Below are 18977 nucleotides of genomic sequence, written 5' to 3'. Positions count from 1 at the left end.
TACTACTCCAAATTACTTGATAGTTTCGCTGTTAGACTTGAAGAAACGGACTTTTTTGCCGTCTTCGAATCTAAAGCCTACACGGTCAGCCTTGCCGGTTGCCGCATTGAAGATTGCAACGTTAGAAACCTGAATAGCAGCTTCTTTTTCAACGATGCCGCCTGGTTGGTTCAGAGCCGGAACCGGCTTCTGGTGTTTCTTAACCAGGTTGATACCTTCAACAATGAGCTTGCCGGAAGACAAGACATTCTTAACTTTACCGCGTTTACCTTTATCTTTACCGGTTAACACGATAACTTCGTCATCACGACGGATTTTCGCTGCCATGATTCGCTCCTTAGAGTACTTCTGGTGCCAGAGAGATAATTTTCATGAACTTCTCGTTACGAAGCTCACGAGTTACCGGCCCAAAAATACGCGTACCGATGGGCTGCTCGCTGTTATTGTTCAGAATAACGCATGCATTACCATCGAAGCGAATGACAGAACCGTCCGGGCGACGAACACCCTTCTTGGTGCGCACCACTACCGCCTTCAGCACATCACCTTTTTTGACCTTACCACGCGGAATTGCTTCCTTGATGGTGATCTTGATGATGTCGCCTACGCCTGCGTAGCGACGGTGCGAGCCACCCAGAACCTTGATACACATTACGCGACGTGCACCGGAGTTGTCGGCGACGTTCAGCATAGTCTGTTCTTGGATCATTTTAGTGCTCCGCTAATGTCAACTACTACTGAGACCCAAAATCGGGCCGTTAAAAATCCCCATATCGAGGGCGCGGCATTATAACACCGGAAATCGGATATGGGTAGAAAAAATAAACGGCTCATCGCTGAGCCGTTTATTCGTTGAGAATGCAGGCTCTATTACAGAACCGCTTTCTCTACGACGCGAACCAGCGTCCAGGACTTAGTCTTGGACAGCGGACGGCATTCGTGGATTTCAACCACGTCACCGATACCGCATTCGTTGTTCTCGTCATGTACGTGCAGTTTGGTCGTACGTTTGATGAATTTACCGTAGATCGGGTGTTTCACAAAACGTTCGATAGCAACAACGATGGATTTCTCCATTTTATTGCTAACAACGCGACCTTGCAGAGTACGGATTTTATCGGTCATTTACGCACCCGCCTTCTCAGTCAGTAAAGTCTTAACGCGTGCAACATCACGACGCACTTGCTTCAGCAGATGAGTCTGTTGCAGCTGGCCACTTGCAGCCTGCATACGCAGGTTGAACTGCTCACGCAGTAGGTTCAGCAGCTCAGCGTTCAGCTCTTCAACGCTTTTTTCACGCAGCTCTTTTGCTTTCATTACATCACCGTCTTAGTTACAAAGGTGGTTTTGATAGGCAGTTTCGCTGCTGCCAGGCCGAAGGCTTCACGGGCCAGCTCTTCCGGTACGCCGTCCATTTCATAAAGGACTTTACCCGGCTGAATCAAGGCAACCCAGTACTCCACGTTACCTTTACCTTTACCCATACGAACTTCCAGCGGCTTCTCGGTGATCGGTTTGTCCGGGAATACACGGATCCAGATCTTACCTTGACGCTTAACTGCACGGGTCATAGCACGACGTGCTGCTTCGATCTGACGTGCAGTCAGACGACCACGGCCAACAGCTTTCAGACCGAAAGTGCCGAAGCTAACATCCGTACCCTGCGCCAGACCACGGTTGCGGCCTTTGTGCACTTTACGGAATTTTGTACGCTTTGGTTGTAACATCAGCGACGCTCCTTATTTACGGCCTTTACGCTGCTGCTTTTTAGGTTGAGCAGCCGGTTCCGGTTGTTCAACAGCAGCCATACCACCCAGGATCTCGCCTTTGAAGATCCATACCTTAACGCCGATTACACCGTAAGTGGTGTGCGCTTCAGAGGTGTTGTAGTCGATGTCAGCACGCAGAGTGTGCAGCGGTACGCGACCTTCACGGTACCATTCGGTACGTGCGATTTCCGCGCCGCCCAGACGGCCGCTAACTTCAACTTTGATACCTTTAGCGCCCAGACGCATTGCGTTCTGTACAGCACGCTTCATAGCACGACGGAACATAACGCGACGTTCCAGCTGAGAAGTGATGCTGTCAGCAACCAATTTAGCGTCCAGTTCTGGCTTACGAACTTCGGCGATATTGATCTGTGCAGGAACGCCAGCGATATCCGCTACGACCTTGCGCAGTTTTTCTACGTCTTCGCCTTTCTTACCGATAACGATGCCCGGGCGAGCGGTGTGAATAGTCACACGAATGCTCTTAGCCGGACGCTCGATAACGATACGAGATACGGACGCTTTAGCCAGTTCTTTAGTCAGGAACTGACGTACTTTAAAATCGCTGTCCAGGTTGTCAGCGAATTCTTTGGTGTTCGCGAACCAGGTAGAGTTCCATGGTTTGACAATACCCAGGCGAATACCATTAGGATGTACTTTCTGACCCATTGCTAGTCTCCAGAGTCTCAGCGATCGGACACAACCACAGTGATGTGGCTGGTGCGCTTCAGGATGCGATCTGCACGACCTTTCGCACGCGGCATAATGCGCTTCATGCTCGGGCCTTCGTCTACGAAAATTTTCGTAACTTTCAGATCGTCAATGTCAGCGCCATCGTTGTGTTCAGCGTTAGCAATGGCAGATTCCAGTACCTTCTTGACCAGTACAGCCGCTTTCTTGTTGGTGTAGGTCAGAATATCCAGGGCCTGCGACACTTTCTTACCGCGAATCAGGTCAGCTACAAGGCGAACCTTCTGAGCAGAAGAACGAGCATGGCGATGTTGAGCTAAAGTTTCCATCTCTTCCTCCTACCTTATTTCTTCTTCGCTTTTTTATCAGCAGCATGGCCGCGATAAGTACGAGTCGGTGCGAATTCACCCAGTTTGTGACCAACCATTTCGTCGGAAACAAAAACTGGAACGTGCTGACGACCATTATGGACAGCGATGGTCAAACCGATCATGTTAGGAAAGATCGTTGAACGACGGGACCAAGTGCGCAGGGGCTTCTTGTCTCCGCTTTCCACCGCTTTCTCTACCTTCTTCAGCAAGTGCAGGTCAATAAAAGGACCTTTCTTGAGAGAACGTGGCATGGCTTATCCTCTAATATTATTTGCTACGGCGACGTACGATGAATTTATCAGTACGCTTGTTGCTGCGGGTCTTCTTACCTTTGGTCTGCAGGCCCCACGGGGATACCGGGTGCTTACCAAAGTTACGACCTTCACCACCACCATGTGGGTGGTCGACTGGGTTCATCGCAGTACCGCGAACGGTAGGACGAACACCACGCCAGCGTGCAGCACCAGCTTTACCCAGTACGCGCAGCATATGCTCAGCATTGCCAACTTCGCCCAGAGTAGCGCGGCAGTCTGCTTCGACTTTACGCATTTCACCAGAACGCAGACGCAGGGTGACATAAGCACCGTCACGAGCAACGATCTGAACGTAAGTACCAGCGGAACGAGCCAGCTGACCGCCTTTACCTGGTTTCATTTCTACGTTATGAACGGTAGAACCAACCGGGATATTGCGCATCGGCAGGGTGTTACCTGCTTTGATTGCAGCATCAACGCCAGACTGAATCTGGTCGCCAGCTTTCAGGCCTTTAGGGGCCAGGATGTAACGGCGTTCGCCATCTTTGTACAGAACCAGCGCGATGTTCGCGGAACGGTTCGGATCGTACTCAAGACGCTCAACAACTGCCGGGATACCATCTTTGTTGCGTTTGAAGTCAACAATACGGTAAGCCTGCTTGTGGCCACCACCGATATGACGGGTGGTGATACGGCCATTGTTGTTACGACCACCGGATTTGCTGTTTTTTTCCAGCAACGGAGCAAAAGGTTTGCCCTTGTGCAGCTCAGGGTTAACCACTTTAACAACGTGGCGACGACCCGGAGATGTCGGTTTACATTTAACAACTGCCATTGTATTACTCCTCCGACTTACTCAGCGCCGCCAACGAAGTCCAGATTCTGGCCTTCTTTCAGGGTGACGTAAGCTTTTTTCCAGTCGCTACGACGACCGATACGCTGTCCGTGACGTTTAACTTTCCCTTTAACTACCAGGGTGTTAACGACTTCGACTTCGACTTCAAACAGTTTCTGCACAGCAGCTTTGATTTCTGCTTTGGTCGCGTCTTTAGCAACTTTGAGAACGATGGTGTTTGTTTTTTCCATCGCAGCAGACGCTTTTTCAGAAACGTGCGGTGCACGCAGCACCTTCAGCAGACGTTCTTCACGAATCATGCCAGCATCTCCTCAACTTGCTTAACAGCATCAGCAGTCATTACGACTTTGTCGAAGGCGATCAGGCTAACCGGGTCGATACCAGTTGCATCGCGTACGTCAACCTTGTGCAGGTTGCGCGCAGCCAGGAACAGGTTTTCGTCCAGCTCACCGGTGATGATCAGCACATCTTCCAGAGCCATGTCTTTCAGTTTCTGTGCCAGCAGCTTAGTTTTAGGCGCTTCAACAGAGAACTTCTCGACAACGATCAGACGATCCTGACGTACCAGTTCGGACAGAATGCTTTTCAGCGCGCCGCGGTACATCTTTTTGTTAACTTTTTGACTGTGGTCCTGCGGACGAGCAGCGAAGGTTACGCCACCGGAACGCCAGATCGGGCTCTTGATAGAACCTGAACGCGCACGGCCGGTACCTTTCTGGCGCCACGGCTTTTTGCCTGAACCAGTTACTTCAGCACGAGTCTTCTGAGCACGAGTACCCTGACGAGCACCAGCTGCATAAGCAACAACAACCTGGTGTACCAGCGCTTCGTTGAAATCACGACCGAAGGTAGTTTCGGAAACAGTCAGCGCGCTCTGCGCGTCTTTCAATACTAATTCCATTGCTATCTCCTCACGCCTTCACAGCTGGTTTAACGATCAGGTCGCTACCGGTTGCACCCGGGACAGCACCTTTAACCAGCAGCAGGTTGCGCTCAGCGTCAACACGTACTACGTCCAGGCTCTGAACGGTGACACGTTCGTTGCCCAGCTGACCTGCCATTTTCTTGCCTTTGAACACTTTGCCCGGAGTCTGGTTCTGACCGATAGAACCCGGAACGCGGTGAGACAAGGAGTTACCGTGTGTAGCATCCTGGGTACGGAAGTTCCAGCGCTTAACGGTACCAGCAAAACCTTTACCTTTAGAGGTACCGGTTACGTCAACTTTTTTAACGTCAGCAAACAGTTCAACACTAATGCTCTGACCTACGGTGAACTCTTCACCGTCAGCAAGACGGAATTCCCACAGGCCACGGCCAGCTTCTACGCCAGCTTTAGCGAAGTGACCAGCTTCCGGCTTGGTTACACGGTTAGCTTTTTTAGCACCGGTGGTAACCTGAATTGCGCGGTAACCATCGTTAGCCAGGTCTTTGACCTGAGCAACACGGTTTGCTTCAACTTCGATTACGGTTACTGGGATAGATACGCCATCTTCAGTGAAGATGCGGGTCATACCCACTTTTTTACCGACTAAACCAATCATTGTTTCAACCTCTCAATCGCTCGATGACCTGATTAACCCAGGCTGATCTGCACGTCTACACCGGCAGCCAGATCCAGACGCATCAGAGCATCAACGGTTTTTTCAGTTGGCTCAACGATGTCAACCAGACGCTTGTGAGTGCGAATTTCGTACTGATCGCGCGCGTCTTTGTTGACGTGCGGGGAGATCAGAACGGTAAAGCGCTCTTTGCGGGTCGGCAGCGGGATCGGACCACGGACCTGCGCACCAGTGCGCTTGGCAGTCTCGACGATTTCCGCGGTTGATTGATCGATCAGACGATGATCAAACGCTTTAAGACGGATACGGATTCTTTGGTTCTGCATGAGACCAGAGCTCCAATTATTTATAGACGAAATGGTTACTCCTCATACCCATTACGATTGATGGGAGAGTGTAACCGTTCTTACATAGTTCCCCGATTGGGAACATTGTTTGATAGCTAAAAGCTCTATCTGGGTTCTTATCGAACCGGCCTGCCAATTTTGACAGGCCCGCGCATTATACGCAAATTCCGCCACTACGCAAGTGCTGCATACAAAATCATCACTCTTTTTTACGTGCTACGTTCAGCAGCCGGTGAAGCCAGGTGAATACGGGCAAATATCGTGGACAGAGACTCGCGATAACAAGTCCCGGCCTTTGCTGCCTGCCTCTTTATCTACCAGACTCCGCGCATCTGCCCCATAGCCAGACAGGATCCCGATGATGCTCCCCTCCTTGCTTTTCTATAGCAGTATACTGCTTGTCCTCTGCTGGTATGACCTTCGCTACGGTCTGCTCCCTGACCGTTTGACCTGTCCCCTGCTCTGGGGAGGGCTCCTCTATTATCTTTGCCATGCGCCGCTTCAGCTGGAACATGCCGTTGGTGGGGCCATCGCCGGCTACCTGTCTTTTGCGTTAATTTATTGGTTCTACCGAGGGATACGCGGTTATGAAGGGCTAGGCTACGGGGATGTGAAATTACTGGCCGCGCTTGGCGCGTGGCACGGCTGGCAAATTTTGCCACAGCTGGTTCTTGTGGCGACAATTTTTGCCGGTGGAGCTCTGCTGTTATTGGTTATTCTCGGTAAAGCACAGGGCTTACTGGACAACCCGCTGCCTTTCGGCCCTTTTTTGGCTGCAGCGGGTTTTTGGTGCGGGTGGCAACCGTTTGTCAGTCAGCCACTTTGATTTGCGACTGAAGATAGTTTTGTAACCCTAATTTACCTATCAGATCCAGCTCTGTTTCCAGCCAGTCGATATGGCCTTCTTCATCCGTCAGGATTTCGATAAGCATGTCGCGACTGACATAATCGTGCACGCTATCGGCATAGGCGATCGCTTCGCGAAGGTCTTTTGCACCTTCAAGCTCTAGTCTCAGATCAGATTGCAGCATCTCCTCGACATCTTCGCCGATGCCCAGTTTGCCGAGATCCTGCAGATTTGGAATTCCTTCAAGAAATAGTATTCGCTCGATGTACTTATCGGCGTGTTTCATTTCATCGATGGATTCATGATATTCAACATCATTGAGGCGCATCAGGCCCCAGTTCTTGAACATCCTGGCATGAAGAAAGTACTGATTTATTGCGACAAGCTCATTTCCCAATAATTTATTGAGATAACTTATGATTTTGACATCACCTTTCATTATATAGTCCCTCCGCTTCCACTTATTGAAGCGTAGTTCGGGCTATAAAGATGTCAAAGAAAAGCCAGAGCTCTTAAGCGATCTCCTGGTATTCCGGCATGCGAGTTAATTCATCTTCCATAATCTCACGGGCGGCACGGACGCATTTACCGCATTGATTTCCAACGGGAATGAATTTGCGCAATTGCTGAAAGGACTGTGGATGAAATTGACGTACGGCCTGACGAATTTTTTTATCGTTTACACCATTACACAAACAAACGTACATACCGACTCCCGTTCAATTTATGATCAAAAGTGTAAATGAGAATAGTTATAATTACAATAGACAGTCGATTAAATACCCGCTTCGGCGCACTTTTATAGTATTCGCGTCATTCCTACTCATGCCAAATAGCAGACAGCAAAAAGGGCGCCGAAGCGCCCTTTTTAATTCAGAACTAACGAATTAGCTCAGAACTTTAGCAACAACGCCCGCACCTACAGTACGGCCGCCTTCACGGATTGCGAAACGCAGACCGTCATCCATCGCGATCGGGTGGATCAGGGTAACAACCATTTTGATGTTGTCGCCCGGCATGACCATCTCTACGCCTTCCGGCAGTTCGATGGTGCCAGTCACGTCAGTTGTACGGAAGTAGAACTGCGGACGGTAGCCTTTGAAGAACGGAGTATGACGGCCGCCTTCATCTTTGGACAGGATGTACACTTCAGATTCGAATTTGGTGTGCGGCTTGATAGAACCCGGCTTAGCCAGTACCTGACCACGTTCGATTTCTTCACGTTTGATACCACGCAGCAGAACACCAACGTTCTCACCAGCACGGCCTTCGTCCAGCAGTTTGCGGAACATTTCAACGCCAGTACAGGTAGACTTAGCAGTCTCTTTGATACCAACGATTTCAACTTCTTCGCCAACTTTAACGATACCGCGCTCTACACGACCGGTAACAACAGTACCACGACCGGAGATGGAGAATACGTCTTCGATCGGCAGCAGGAACGGCTTGTCGATTGCACGTTCTGGTTCCGGGATATAGGAATCCAGGTAGCCAGCCAGTTCAACGATCTTAGCTTCCCACTCTGCTTCGCCTTCCAGCGCTTTCAGAGCAGAACCACGGATGATCGGAGTGTCGTCGCCCGGGAAGTCGTACTGAGACAGCAGTTCACGAACTTCCATCTCAACCAGTTCCAGCAGCTCTTCGTCATCAACCATGTCGCATTTGTTCAGGAACACGATGATGTACGGAACGCCTACCTGACGACCCAGCAGGATGTGCTCACGAGTCTGCGGCATCGGGCCGTCAGTCGCAGCAACAACCAGGATCGCGCCATCCATCTGAGCAGCACCGGTGATCATGTTTTTAACATAGTCGGCGTGGCCCGGGCAGTCTACGTGTGCGTAGTGGCGAGTCGGGGTGTCATATTCAACGTGGGAAGTGTTGATGGTGATACCACGAGCTTTTTCTTCCGGTGCGTTATCGATCTGGTCGAATGCACGAGCAGAACCACCGTAGGTTTTAGCCAGAACGGTAGTGATTGCAGCGGTCAGAGTAGTTTTACCATGGTCAACGTGGCCGATAGTACCGACGTTGACGTGCGGTTTTGTACGTTCAAATTTTTCTTTAGACACGGCTATATTCCTTACTATAGCGCTCTCCCCTTCAGGAGAGAGCACGGGATTTTGGTTTTAACCCTACGGCTTATTTACCACGGGCTTCAATTACGGCCTGAGCAACGTTGTTCGGTGCGTCATCATACTTCAGGAACTCCATGGAGTAAGAAGCACGACCTTTGGTCAGGGAACGCAGCTGAGTTGCATATCCGAACATTTCAGACAGCGGAACTTCAGCATGAATCTGTACGCCAGTAGCGTTAGATTCCTGGCCTTTCAGCTGACCACGACGACGGCTAAGGTCACCGATGACATCACCAGTGTTCTCTTCCGGAGTCTCTACTTCAACCTTCATGATCGGCTCAAGCAGAACTGGTTTTGCTTTCTTAAAGCCATCTTTAAAGGCAATAGAAGCAGCCAGTTTAAACGCCAGCTCAGAGGAGTCAACGTCATGGTAAGAACCGAAGTGCAGACGCACACCGAGATCAACTACCGGGTAACCTGCCAGCGGACCAGCTTTCAGCTGTTCCTGGATGCCTTTATCAACGGCCGGGATGTATTCGCCAGGAATTACACCACCTTTGATGTCGTTGATGAACTCATATCCTTTCGGATTTGAGCCCGGCTCCAGTGGGTACATGTCGATCACAACGTGACCATACTGACCGCGACCACCAGACTGCTTAGCATGTTTACCTTCGATATCGGTAACTTTCGCACGAATCGCTTCGCGGTAAGCAACCTGAGGTTTACCGACGTTCGCTTCAACGTTGAATTCACGCTTCATGCGGTCAACGATGATGTCGAGGTGCAGTTCACCCATACCGGCGATGATGGTCTGGTTAGTTTCTTCGTCAGTCCATACGCGGAAAGACGGGTCTTCTTTAGCCAGACGGCCCAGAGCCAGACCCATTTTTTCCTGGTCAGCTTTGGTTTTCGGTTCAACAGCGATGGAGATTACCGGCTCCGGGAACTCCATGCGCTCCAGAATGATCACGTTGTCCTGGTCACACAGAGTGTCACCAGTGGTCACTTCTTTCAGACCGATAGCTGCAGCGATATCGCCCGCACGAACTTCTTTGATCTCTTCACGTTTGTTAGCGTGCATCTGTACGATACGGCCCAGACGCTCGCGCGCTGATTTCACCGGGTTGAACACGGTGTCACCAGAGTTAACAACGCCAGAATAGACGCGGAAGAAGGTCAGGTTACCCACGAACGGGTCGGTAGCGATTTTAAATGCCAGAGCAGCAAACGGCTCATTGTCATCAGAGTGACGAACTGCCGGAGTGTCTTTACCGTCGTCCAGAATACCGTTAATCGCAGTAACATCAGTCGGTGCTGGCAGGTATTCAACAACCGCATCCAGCATCGCCTGAACACCTTTGTTCTTAAATGCAGAACCACAGGTAACCAGGATGATTTCGTTGTTCAGAACGCGCTTACGCAGAGAACCTTTGATCTCTTCTTCAGTGAGCTCTTCGCCACCAAAGAATTTCTCCATCAGCTCATCAGAACCTTCAGCAGCGGCTTCAACCAGCTTCTGGCGCCATTCTTCAGCCAGTTCCTGCATATCAGCTGGGATCTCTTCGTATTCGAAGGTCACGCCCTGATCGGCTTCATTCCAGTTGATGGCTTTCATTTTCACCAGGTCAACAACACCGGTGAATTTCTCTTCTGCCCCGATTGCCAACTGCAGAGGCACCGGAGTTGCGCCCAGACGTTTTTCAATCTGATCAACAACTTTCAGGAAGTTAGCACCCATACGGTCCATTTTGTTAACGAACGCGATACGTGGAACTTTATATTTGTTTGCCTGACGCCATACGGTCTCAGACTGTGGCTGAACACCACCAACAGCACAGTAAACCATTACCGCACCATCAAGAACACGCATGGAACGTTCAACTTCGATGGTGAAGTCAACGTGCCCTGGGGTGTCAATGATGTTGATGTGGTGTGGTTCGAACTGTTTAGCCATACCTGACCAGAAACAGGTGGTCGCAGCAGACGTGATAGTAATACCGCGTTCCTGCTCCTGTTCCATCCAGTCCATGGTTGCTGCGCCGTCATGAACTTCACCGATTTTGTGGTTTACACCGGTGTAGAACAGAACACGTTCGGTAGTAGTTGTCTTACCGGCGTCGATATGAGCACTGATACCAATGTTACGGTAGCGCTCAATGGGTGTTTTACGAGCCATTTGATTCCTCGTTTATTTCTTTAGGCGTTCAGTTAAGTTATCCAGTACGGGCCACTTACCTGAAGCGCCCGCCTGGTGACTATGACTCCGAAGGGATTACCAACGGTAGTGAGCGAACGCCTTGTTGGCTTCTGCCATGCGGTGAACGTCTTCACGTTTCTTAACTGCAGTACCTTTGTTGTCTGCAGCATCAGAAAGTTCGTTCGCCAGACGCAGAGCCATGGATTTATCACCACGTTTACGAGCAGCTTCTACGATCCAACGCATTGCCAGGGCATTACGACGAACCGGACGGACTTCAACTGGAACCTGGTAAGTAGAACCACCTACGCGGCGGGACTTAACTTCGACGGTCGGACGGACGTTGTCCAGAGCGACTTCGAACGCTTCCAGTTCATTTTTACCAGAGCGCTGAGCCAGGGTCTCCAGCGCGCTGTATACGATTGCTTCTGCAGTAGATTTTTTACCGTCTACCATCAGGATATTTACAAATTTTGCCAGCAGTTCTGATCCGAACTTAGGATCTGGAAGGATTTTACGCTGACCAATAACGCGACGACGTGGCATGGAAATACTCCGTTGTTAATTCAGGATTGTCCAAAACTCAAAGAGTTTATTTTGACATTAATTTAAAACGTTTGGCCTTACTTAACGGAGAACCATTAAGCCTTAGGACGCTTCACGCCATACTTGGAGCGAGCTTGCTTACGGTCTTTAACACCAGAGCAGTCAAGCGCACCACGAACGGTGTGATAACGAACACCCGGAAGGTCTTTAACACGACCGCCACGGATCAGGATCACGGAGTGTTCCTGCAGGTTGTGACCTTCACCACCGATGTAGGAGGTGACTTCGAAACCGTTAGTCAGACGAACACGGCAAACTTTACGCAGTGCGGAGTTCGGTTTTTTAGGAGTGGTAGTATATACACGAGTACATACGCCACGTTTCTGCGGGCAGGCTTCCAGTGCAGGCACGTTGCTCTTTGCAACTTTGCGTGCGCGTGGTTTGCGTACCAGCTGGTTAATTGTTGCCATTAAATAGCTCCTGGTTTTAGCTTTTGCTTCGTAAACATGTAATAAATCGCCTCATATAATATGAGGACGCAGAATTCTAGGGCGGTGCCGAAAAGGTGTCAAGAAATATACAACGATCCCGCCATTACCAGGACAACTGTCCAGGATGTTTGAGCGACATTCTGACGAAATCAGTATAGCCAACCCTGACGACACTGTCCGCAATTTGACCAGCCAGCCCACGGGCATCGATATCGTCTTGCAGAGCATGAATGGTTATGGGGGCAGACTGCAGGATTTCAAGGAACGACCCGCCGGCGACGGCGGCAAGCACGCCATCAGAAAGCAGCAGGAGATCGTCACCATCCTTTACCAGGCGCAGCATTGCGCGAAGATCGGTATGCCACGGGGATGTGCTGAGTGTGTGGAGCATTCAGTCCTCAGAAACGCAAAATCACATTGAAATCATCAAGCCGGGCGCACAGCGCATCAGGCTCCAGCCACCCGACGTCCACCACCCACGGGATGTCAGCATTCAGACCTCGTTCGCGGGCGGAAGCGGCGCAAATCCAACACGCGTCAATATCGTAAAGCGGTAAGAGCCTGAAGGTCGCGATGTAGTCACGGGCAAGCACCGCCGACGGCTGTTGGCCAGGTAACAGCTGAAAGACGCCATCGCCGACAAAGAAAACGCCGAGGTCATCGGTCAACGCTGAAGTCGCCAGCAGCGCATCCAGGCCTTCTCTACCAGAGGCAGAGCCGTGGGGAGCAGAAGAAAAAACAAAGGCAACGCGTTTCATCAGAACTGCACCATCCGATCGCAGGTTAATGACGCTTCAGCCAGCGCACCCAGACCGCTCAGGGTAAAACCGGGCTGCAGATTATGGCCGGGTAACCCCAATTGCTGTGCTTCCCGCTCGTCGGTAACTCCACGACGCAGGGCTGCCGCAACGCAGATGTGCAACGCGACGGCATGATCGTCATGCAACTTCTGCCACGCGCGTACAAGGTCAAACTCATCACTGGCAGGAGCCGTTAACTGGTTTGCGTTGTAGACGCCTTCACGATAGAAGAAGACACAAGCCAGCTCGTGACCTTCTTGCAAAACTGCCTGGGCAAACTGCCAGGCGCTGCTGGCCTGCTGTGTTCCATAGGCAGGCCCCGTCACCGTAATGGCAAAACGCATTACTTATCCAGCCCCTGGAAATCGCCGCTCTTAAACTGACGAATGTAGAGGTAGACCGTGTGTTTGGAGATATTCAGCCGATCGGCAACCTGGTTAATAGCATCTTTGATATCAAAGATGCCTTTCTCGTAGAGGTTCAGGACAATCTGGCGATTTTTCGCGTTGTTAGAAACATTGCGATCGGCATTAACTTCTTCAATGGTAAATTCAAGCGTTTGAGCGACCAAATCATCAACCGATGAGGCAAAGTTAACCTGAGAGTTCACCTCCGGCGTTTCCGGCGGAATAAAGGTGCTCATGATCTGGGAAAACGGCACATCAAGGTTCATGTTGATGCACAGCAGGCCGATGACCCGATGTTCGCGGTTGCGGATGGCTATCGTGACGGATTTCATCAGGACGCCGCTTTTGGCCCGCGTAAAGTAGCATTTGGAAACGCTGCTATCGGCCCCTGTCATATCATGCAGCATACGCAACGCGAGATCGGTAATCGGCGAGCCAATCTGGCGACCAGTATGTTCACCGTTGGCGATGCGGATGGCGGAGCATTTCAGATCCTGTAAAGAATGCAGCACGATCTCACAATGGGAACCAATGAGCATCGCTAACCCGTCCACCACCGCTTCATAGGATTTGAGGATATCGAAGTCGGTCTGGTCGAAAGGACGTTGATCCAGCAGGTCAAGCTCACTGGTTTCGTTGGTTAAAAGCGACCTGGACATGAAAAAAAGCACTCCTTTTCAGGAGCCTGTCATTTTTTACACGAAACCGTTCAAGGTGCATTGTGGTGCATGGCTGAGACATTCGTCAGGACGAATTTGACCAGCCGTAAGCTGGCGCGGTAAGAGGAAACAGATCTCTTATCGCGTCTCAGGGCTGACTCCGGTAGCTACCGGAATAAGCGGATGCAGCCAATACAGAGGCAGCTTGAAGGATGAGGTGTAGCTTGTCAGGGCAGGCTCATCATCATTATTAAGCTAACTAAAGTAATACAGCGCTTGAGGCACTTTCCAGTTTTAATTATATCTGCCCCAAATAAAAAAGCCGCCGCCTTTAACGGCGGCGGCTCAAACCAGATTACTTCTTAGCGTCTGCGCTTTGTGCATCAGCTTTGGCATCAGCCGCAGCTTCAGGCTTGGCATCGGCTTTCGGTGCCGGTTTGATATCCAGCAGCTCTACGTCGAAGACCAGCGTGGAGTTAGCCGGAATACCCGGTACGCCAGTTTTGCCATAAGCCAGATCCGGTGGGATGACCAGCTGGATTTTGCCGCCTTTCTTGATATTTTTCAGGCCTTCAGTCCAGCCCGGGATAACGCCGTCCAGACGGAAGGAGAGCGGTTCACCGCGGGTGTAGGAGTTATCGAACTCTTTACCGTCAATCAGCGTACCTTTGTAGTTCACGACAACAGTATCGCTGTCTTTCGGTGCATCGCCGGTCCCTTCTTTCTCAACCTTGTACAGCAGGCCAGATTTAGAGGTTTTTACGCCCTTCTCTTTCGCGAAGGTGTCACGGTATGCTTTACCTTTAGCATCGTTCTCAGTCGCGTCTTTTTCCATTTTCTGCTGAGCAGCGGTTTTCACGCGAGTTTCGAAGGTTTGCAGAGTCTGTTCGATTTCTTGATCGGACAGTTTGCTTTTATTAGCAAAAGCGTCCTGAACACCGGCAATCAGCTGATCTTTATCCAGCTTGATACCCAGTTTTTCTTGTTCTTTCAGGGAGTTTTCCATGTAACGCCCCAGTGAAGCACCTAGCGCATAAGCAGATTTTTGATCGTCATTTTTAAATGCCGCTTTGCTATCCGTTGCAGGTGCCGTCTTCGCAGCAGTATCAGCCGCAAAGGTCAGCGGTGCATTCAGGGCGACAGCCATCGTGGTCGCCAGCAGCGTTACTTTAAACAGTGATTTCATCCATTTCTCCAGGGCCGGGGCATCTCACCCCAGGGTTATCGTAAAAAGCAAAAAAGGTACTATAGAACGTTGCAGAGCAAATCTACATACAGACCTTCCTGAATATCGCCAGTTTTCAGACTATTTTTGTATAAATAAGTTTCCTGTCTTACGCGACATTGCTGCGCGGAGGATGAAAGTTGCGTAGAATCCGCTCGCGAGATAAGACAGAAGAGGTTACTCATGCACGACAGTACACTGGAGACTCGCCTGGCGGAGCTGGAAAGCCGACTGGCGTTTCAGGAAATCACCATTGAAGACCTCAACAAGACCGTCACCGCCCATGAGATCGAAATGGCGAAGATGCGTGAACATATGCGCTTGATGGTTGAAAAGCTGAAAGCCACCCAATCATCGCACATTGCATCGCAGGCTGAAGAAACGCCCCCTCCGCATTATTGAGGCGTAAAAAAAGCGGGTTTCCCCGCTGACTATATCCGGTAACACTGCGTCTACCGGATCACATACCCTAAGAATTTCGAGTCGCAGGAAGGCGGCCAGCTTGATAATTCCCGGGAGCATAGAAAACTATGTCACCGGGGTATGAAAGCTAAGCCAACGCGCCTGCGGCTTGAAAGACGACGGGTATTAGTGACAACCGCAACCGCCGTTACCACAACCGCCTTTGCCATGTTCATGACCGTGGTCATGGTCGTGGCCGTGGCCGCCACAGCAACCTTCATGATCGTGGTCATGTTCGTGGCCGTGTGCGCCGTGCACGTGACCGTGCTCCAGCTCTTCTGCAGTTGCTTCGCGAATCGCAACAACTTCAACGTTGAACTTCAGGTTCTGGCCAGCCAGCATATGGTTACCATCAACCACGACGTGCTCGTCATCAACTTCGGTAATTTCAACCGGCACCGGACCCTGGTCGGTTTCTGCCAGGAAACGCATGCCAACCTGCAGTTCATCAACGCCCATGAAGACGTCTTTAGGAACACGCTGAACCAGGTTTTCGTCGTACTGGCCGTACGCATCGTTCGCGCCGACTTCTACGTCAAATTTGTCGCCTACTTCATGACCATCCAGCGCATTTTCCAGGCCGGAAATCAGGGAACCGTGACCATGCAGGTAGTCCAGCGGCGCGCTTACCGGAGACTCATCAACCAACACACCGTCTTCTGTACGTACCTGATAGGCCAGGCTGACCACCAGGTCTTTTGCTACTTTCATGATATCTCCTGAGCATGGGAAGAATAGTGGCGCAGATTGTAGCGGAATTCTGCAGCCGTGTACCCTCTAGCTTAAAAAAAGGCGACAGATAACGCTAGTCCGGATGAAAAATGCCAATCACCTGTTCGTCTTTGCGGACGTGCTCTCGCGCCTCTTTATCCGCCTCTCGCATCTGGTGGCCACACTTAACACACTCAACAATATCGACATTATTCTCACGCCACATCGCCAGGGAATCCTGCGCCTGGCACGCCGGACATTTTGCGCCGGCAATAAAACGTTTACGCACTGCCATCATCATTTGCCTCTTATTCAAACTCATCCCAGCCGTCAAGCTGCCTGCTCTCTTTCTGCATCTCGCGCTGGAAAATCTCTTCCAGTTCCCGGCGAGCCTCCCGTACGCGAGATATCTGCAGCGTATCCGTATTCACGGGCATTAACTCACGCAGCATTCGCATATCCAGACGACGGAAGTGCAGCTGCGCACGCTGTGCCTGATGTGGATGCATGCCTACGGTAATCAGCGCCTTGCGACCCAGCTCCAGCGCGCTCGAAAACGTTTCACGTGAGAACTGCTTCACGCCGGCCTGCAGCAATTCATGCGCCTCAACGCGGCCCCGGGCGCGCGCCAGAATATTCAGGTGCGGAAAATGCTGCTGGCACATCTCCACCAGCTTCATGGTATCTTCCGGCTCGTTGCAGGTGATAACAATCGACTGCGCATCTTCTGCTCCCGCCGAGCGCAGTAGCTCCAGTTGCGTTGCATCGCCAAAGTAGACTTTGTAGCCATATTTGCGCATCAGGTTAACCGCACTAATATCACGTTCCAGCACGGTAATTCGCATTTTATTAGCCATCAGCAAGCGGCCAATTACCTGGCCGAAGCGGCCGAAGCCGACGATAATGACCTGCGGTTTATCGTCCTCAACCCACGGTGCTTCATCTTCTTCTTCCGGCTGGTTAAAGCGCCGGGAGAGAACATTATCGATAAGCGTCATTAACAGCGGAGTGGTCATCATCGACAGCGTAACCGTCACCAGCAGTAGCGCCATCTGGTCGTTTTCGAACAGTCGTAGCGAGGCCGGCATGGAGAACAGCACAAAGGCAAACTCCCCACCCTGGCTCAGCACACCCGCAAACTGCATCCGCTCCGAGCTACGTAAACCGTATACCCGCGCCAGACCGTACAGCACGAGACTTTTCACCGCCACCAGCACAGCAACGCTTGCCGCTACCCACAATAAATGGGTGTAAAGCACACCCAGATTCAACGCCATACCCACGGAAATAAAGAATAACCCGAGCAACAGCCCTTTAAACGGCTCGATGGCAATCTCCAGCTCGTGGCGATATTCGCTTTCAGCCAGCAGCACTCCGGCAATAAAGGTACCGAGTGCCATCGACAAACCGAGCGCATCCATAAACAGGGCTGACCCCAGCACCAGCAGCAGCGTCGCGGCGGTAAACACTTCACGTACGCCGGAACCGGCAATAAACCGAAAAACCGGGCGGAGCAGATACCGGCCGCCAATTAGCATTCCACCGAAGGCCAGAACCTTTAGTCCGACCGTCACCCAGTTAAAATGATCATCGCCGGAACCGGCCAGCAGCGGCACCAGGGCCAGGGCGGGGATAACAGCCAGGTCCTGAAACAACAGCACGGAAAAGCCCAGCTGTCCGGACTCACTGCGGCTCATGCCCTTCTCACGCATCAGTTGTAGGGCCATCGCCGTGGAGGACATTGCCAGGCCAATACCGCCGACAACCGCCGCCTGCCAGGTGAACCCCGTAAGGATCAGCAGGCCTCCGAGAATGCCCGCGCTGAGCATCACCTGTGCCGCTCCCACGCCAAAAATAGAGCTTCTCAGGCGCCAGAGCTTAGCCGGGTTCAGTTCCAGCCCGATGATAAACATCAGGAACACCACGCCCAGTTCAGAGAAGTGCAAAATTTCATCGACATCGCTAATAAATCCCAGCCCCCAGGGGCCAATCGCAATGCCGGCCAGCAGATAGCCTAATACCGCACCGATCCCAAGCCGGGCGGCCAACGGCACCGCGACCACCGCAGAAAACAGAAATAAGACCCCCGCTAGAAGCAGATCAGATCCCTCCATTTGTGCCTCCTGCCGCAATGGGATTAGCCAGCCAGTCACGATAGGCGCGTGCGTGACTTTTCAAATCAGCAGGCGATTGTCGGCGAGCCCAGTAGACGATAATCGGGCTCATCCAGTGCATCCGGCACATGCCGGCGGTCAGTTCAAATGGGCGCAGAATATCGTTCATCGGATAGCGATTGGCATCGCGTCGGTAGGCGCTCTCCGGCTCGCCGGTGGTAATCACGCTACGCCAGTACTTTCCCGCGAGCTGATTCCCTCCGGCACCGCTGGCGAAGCCGCGGGTCAGGACTCTGTCCAGCCACTCCTTGAGCAACGCCGGGCAGCTCCACGTATAGAGCGGATGCTGGAAAACAATCACCTCATGCTGGCGCAGGAGATCCTGCTCATGGGCAATATCAATAAAAAAATCAGGGTAGTGCGCATAGAGGTCATGCACGGTGACATTAGGCAACTGTAAAGCCGGTTCAAGTAAAACCCGGTTGGCCACGGAATCCTGGGATTCTGGGTGGGCATACAGCAGCAAAACCTTCGCTGTCTGAGACATCATTCCCCTCCCGAACATCTTCTGGTGGCCTGTACAACGGCTGC

Annotated in this window: 30 protein-coding genes; 2 read left to right on the top strand and 28 right to left on the bottom strand. The window is 51.6% G+C overall.

All coding sequences use genetic code 11. The features are described 5' to 3' along the window. Positions 1–12: 12 nt before the first annotated feature. The 13 genes from rplX to rpsJ all read right to left on the bottom strand — a co-directional run bounded on the left by rplX (position 13) and on the right by rpsJ (position 5825). The gene (rplX, locus tag ACMYSK_RS21580; RefSeq protein WP_004106345.1) at positions 13–327 is read right to left on the bottom strand and encodes a 50S ribosomal protein L24; all 315 of its coding nucleotides are present in this window, start codon (positions 325–327) and stop codon (positions 13–15) included. Between the two features lie 10 nt (positions 328–337). Further along, positions 338–709 carry a 50S ribosomal protein L14 gene (gene rplN / locus ACMYSK_RS21575; RefSeq protein ID WP_000613954.1) on the bottom strand — a complete coding sequence of 124 codons (372 nt, stop codon included), beginning with the start codon at positions 707–709 and terminating at the stop codon, positions 338–340. A gap of 161 nt (positions 710–870) precedes the next feature. Further along, positions 871–1125: a 30S ribosomal protein S17 gene (rpsQ, locus tag ACMYSK_RS21570; protein WP_004868357.1), complete on the bottom strand. Its 255-nt coding sequence runs from the start codon at positions 1123–1125 to the stop codon at positions 871–873. Beyond that, complete coding sequence (gene rpmC / locus ACMYSK_RS21565; RefSeq protein WP_004868359.1) at positions 1126–1317, bottom strand: 50S ribosomal protein L29; 192 nt, start codon at positions 1315–1317, stop codon at positions 1126–1128. Continuing rightward, positions 1317–1727 (bottom strand): 50S ribosomal protein L16, encoded by a 411-nt coding sequence (rplP, locus tag ACMYSK_RS21560; RefSeq protein WP_002919759.1) that lies wholly within the window; start codon positions 1725–1727, stop codon positions 1317–1319. The genes rpmC and rplP overlap by 1 nt, the downstream gene beginning before the upstream one ends. A 12-nt stretch (positions 1728–1739) precedes the next feature. After that, positions 1740–2438 (bottom strand): 30S ribosomal protein S3, encoded by a 699-nt coding sequence (rpsC, locus tag ACMYSK_RS21555; RefSeq protein WP_002919766.1) that lies wholly within the window; start codon positions 2436–2438, stop codon positions 1740–1742. A gap of 17 nt (positions 2439–2455) precedes the next feature. Next, the gene (gene rplV / locus ACMYSK_RS21550; RefSeq protein WP_000448832.1) at positions 2456–2788 is read right to left on the bottom strand and encodes a 50S ribosomal protein L22; all 333 of its coding nucleotides are present in this window, start codon (positions 2786–2788) and stop codon (positions 2456–2458) included. Positions 2789–2802: 14 nt separating this feature from the next. Next, on the bottom strand, positions 2803–3081 hold the full coding sequence (gene rpsS / locus ACMYSK_RS21545; protein ID WP_001138115.1) for a 30S ribosomal protein S19: 279 nt from the start codon (positions 3079–3081) through the stop codon (positions 2803–2805). A gap of 16 nt (positions 3082–3097) precedes the next feature. Then, complete coding sequence (rplB, locus tag ACMYSK_RS21540; protein WP_002919786.1) at positions 3098–3919, bottom strand: 50S ribosomal protein L2; 822 nt, start codon at positions 3917–3919, stop codon at positions 3098–3100. A gap of 17 nt (positions 3920–3936) precedes the next feature. Beyond that, positions 3937–4239 (bottom strand): 50S ribosomal protein L23, encoded by a 303-nt coding sequence (gene rplW / locus ACMYSK_RS21535; RefSeq protein ID WP_004868363.1) that lies wholly within the window; start codon positions 4237–4239, stop codon positions 3937–3939. Beyond that, a complete protein-coding gene (gene rplD, locus ACMYSK_RS21530) occupies positions 4236–4841 on the bottom strand; it encodes a 50S ribosomal protein L4 (protein WP_000424395.1) in 606 nt (201 codons plus the stop codon). The genes rplW and rplD overlap by 4 nt, the downstream gene beginning before the upstream one ends. Before the next feature lie 10 nt (positions 4842–4851). Then, complete coding sequence (rplC, locus tag ACMYSK_RS21525) at positions 4852–5481, bottom strand: 50S ribosomal protein L3 (RefSeq protein ID WP_004868374.1); 630 nt, start codon at positions 5479–5481, stop codon at positions 4852–4854. 32 nt (positions 5482–5513) lie between these two features. Then, positions 5514–5825 carry a 30S ribosomal protein S10 gene (gene rpsJ / locus ACMYSK_RS21520; RefSeq protein ID WP_001181005.1) on the bottom strand — a complete coding sequence of 104 codons (312 nt, stop codon included), beginning with the start codon at positions 5823–5825 and terminating at the stop codon, positions 5514–5516. A 379-nt stretch (positions 5826–6204) separates the two neighbouring features. On the opposite strand from rpsJ, the gene ACMYSK_RS21515 reads away from it, so the two are divergent. Continuing rightward, positions 6205–6672, top strand: a complete 468-nt coding sequence (locus ACMYSK_RS21515) for a prepilin peptidase (RefSeq protein WP_434638448.1) — start codon at positions 6205–6207, stop codon at positions 6670–6672. On the opposite strand, the gene bfr is transcribed toward ACMYSK_RS21515, so the two are convergent. The 11 genes from bfr to fkpA all read right to left on the bottom strand — a co-directional run bounded on the left by bfr (position 6656) and on the right by fkpA (position 15060). Then, positions 6656–7132 carry a bacterioferritin gene (gene bfr, locus ACMYSK_RS21510; protein ID WP_004868378.1) on the bottom strand — a complete coding sequence of 159 codons (477 nt, stop codon included), beginning with the start codon at positions 7130–7132 and terminating at the stop codon, positions 6656–6658. The genes ACMYSK_RS21515 and bfr overlap by 17 nt on opposite strands. A gap of 73 nt (positions 7133–7205) precedes the next feature. Further along, positions 7206–7400: a bacterioferritin-associated ferredoxin gene (gene bfd / locus ACMYSK_RS21505; protein WP_004106366.1), complete on the bottom strand. Its 195-nt coding sequence runs from the start codon at positions 7398–7400 to the stop codon at positions 7206–7208. Between the two features lie 180 nt (positions 7401–7580). Continuing rightward, a complete protein-coding gene (gene tuf / locus ACMYSK_RS21500; protein WP_045854065.1) occupies positions 7581–8765 on the bottom strand; it encodes an elongation factor Tu in 1185 nt (394 codons plus the stop codon). 70 nt (positions 8766–8835) lie between these two features. Continuing rightward, positions 8836–10950, bottom strand: coding sequence for an elongation factor G (gene fusA, locus ACMYSK_RS21495; RefSeq protein WP_434638447.1), 2115 nt, complete (start codon positions 10948–10950; stop codon positions 8836–8838). Between the two features lie 96 nt (positions 10951–11046). Beyond that, on the bottom strand, positions 11047–11517 hold the full coding sequence (rpsG, locus tag ACMYSK_RS21490) for a 30S ribosomal protein S7 (RefSeq protein ID WP_004106370.1): 471 nt from the start codon (positions 11515–11517) through the stop codon (positions 11047–11049). Positions 11518–11612: 95 nt separating this feature from the next. After that, the gene (gene rpsL / locus ACMYSK_RS21485) at positions 11613–11987 is read right to left on the bottom strand and encodes a 30S ribosomal protein S12 (protein WP_002920115.1); all 375 of its coding nucleotides are present in this window, start codon (positions 11985–11987) and stop codon (positions 11613–11615) included. A gap of 124 nt (positions 11988–12111) precedes the next feature. Then, complete coding sequence (tusB, locus tag ACMYSK_RS21480; RefSeq protein WP_434638446.1) at positions 12112–12399, bottom strand: sulfurtransferase complex subunit TusB; 288 nt, start codon at positions 12397–12399, stop codon at positions 12112–12114. A gap of 7 nt (positions 12400–12406) precedes the next feature. Beyond that, complete coding sequence (gene tusC / locus ACMYSK_RS21475) at positions 12407–12766, bottom strand: sulfurtransferase complex subunit TusC (protein ID WP_434638445.1); 360 nt, start codon at positions 12764–12766, stop codon at positions 12407–12409. Next, positions 12766–13152, bottom strand: a complete 387-nt coding sequence (gene tusD, locus ACMYSK_RS21470) for a sulfurtransferase complex subunit TusD (RefSeq protein ID WP_434638444.1) — start codon at positions 13150–13152, stop codon at positions 12766–12768. The genes tusC and tusD overlap by 1 nt, the downstream gene beginning before the upstream one ends. Beyond that, entirely contained in the window at positions 13152–13874 is a 723-nt protein-coding gene (locus ACMYSK_RS21465; protein ID WP_004868391.1) for a helix-turn-helix transcriptional regulator, read from the bottom strand. Before ACMYSK_RS21465 ends, tusD begins: the two co-directional genes overlap by 1 nt. 355 nt (positions 13875–14229) lie before the next feature. Next, positions 14230–15060 carry an FKBP-type peptidyl-prolyl cis-trans isomerase gene (gene fkpA, locus ACMYSK_RS21460; RefSeq protein WP_434638443.1) on the bottom strand — a complete coding sequence of 277 codons (831 nt, stop codon included), beginning with the start codon at positions 15058–15060 and terminating at the stop codon, positions 14230–14232. A 222-nt stretch (positions 15061–15282) separates the two neighbouring features. Between fkpA and ACMYSK_RS21455 the strand changes: the two genes are divergently transcribed. Beyond that, positions 15283–15501, top strand: a complete 219-nt coding sequence (locus ACMYSK_RS21455) for a protein SlyX (RefSeq protein ID WP_004868395.1) — start codon at positions 15283–15285, stop codon at positions 15499–15501. A gap of 186 nt (positions 15502–15687) precedes the next feature. Here the strand turns inward: ACMYSK_RS21455 and slyD are convergent, their stop codons facing one another. From slyD to kefG, 4 genes are all read right to left on the bottom strand, one after another. Beyond that, on the bottom strand, positions 15688–16272 hold the full coding sequence (gene slyD, locus ACMYSK_RS21450) for a peptidylprolyl isomerase (protein WP_131049118.1): 585 nt from the start codon (positions 16270–16272) through the stop codon (positions 15688–15690). A 94-nt stretch (positions 16273–16366) separates the two neighbouring features. Then, positions 16367–16567 (bottom strand): YheV family putative zinc ribbon protein, encoded by a 201-nt coding sequence (locus ACMYSK_RS21445; RefSeq protein ID WP_013364433.1) that lies wholly within the window; start codon positions 16565–16567, stop codon positions 16367–16369. A gap of 13 nt (positions 16568–16580) precedes the next feature. Next, positions 16581–18386 (bottom strand): glutathione-regulated potassium-efflux system protein KefB, encoded by a 1806-nt coding sequence (kefB, locus tag ACMYSK_RS21440; RefSeq protein ID WP_434638442.1) that lies wholly within the window; start codon positions 18384–18386, stop codon positions 16581–16583. Then, positions 18373–18936, bottom strand: coding sequence for a glutathione-regulated potassium-efflux system ancillary protein KefG (kefG, locus tag ACMYSK_RS21435; protein ID WP_434638441.1), 564 nt, complete (start codon positions 18934–18936; stop codon positions 18373–18375). The genes kefB and kefG overlap by 14 nt, the downstream gene beginning before the upstream one ends. Positions 18937–18977 lie beyond the last annotated feature (41 nt).

Origin of the sequence: Klebsiella sp. I138 (assembly GCF_051131765.1) — a bacterium.
Lineage (GTDB): Bacteria > Pseudomonadota > Gammaproteobacteria > Enterobacterales > Enterobacteriaceae > Klebsiella.
This window is presented reverse-complemented; position numbering and strand designations above follow the sequence as displayed.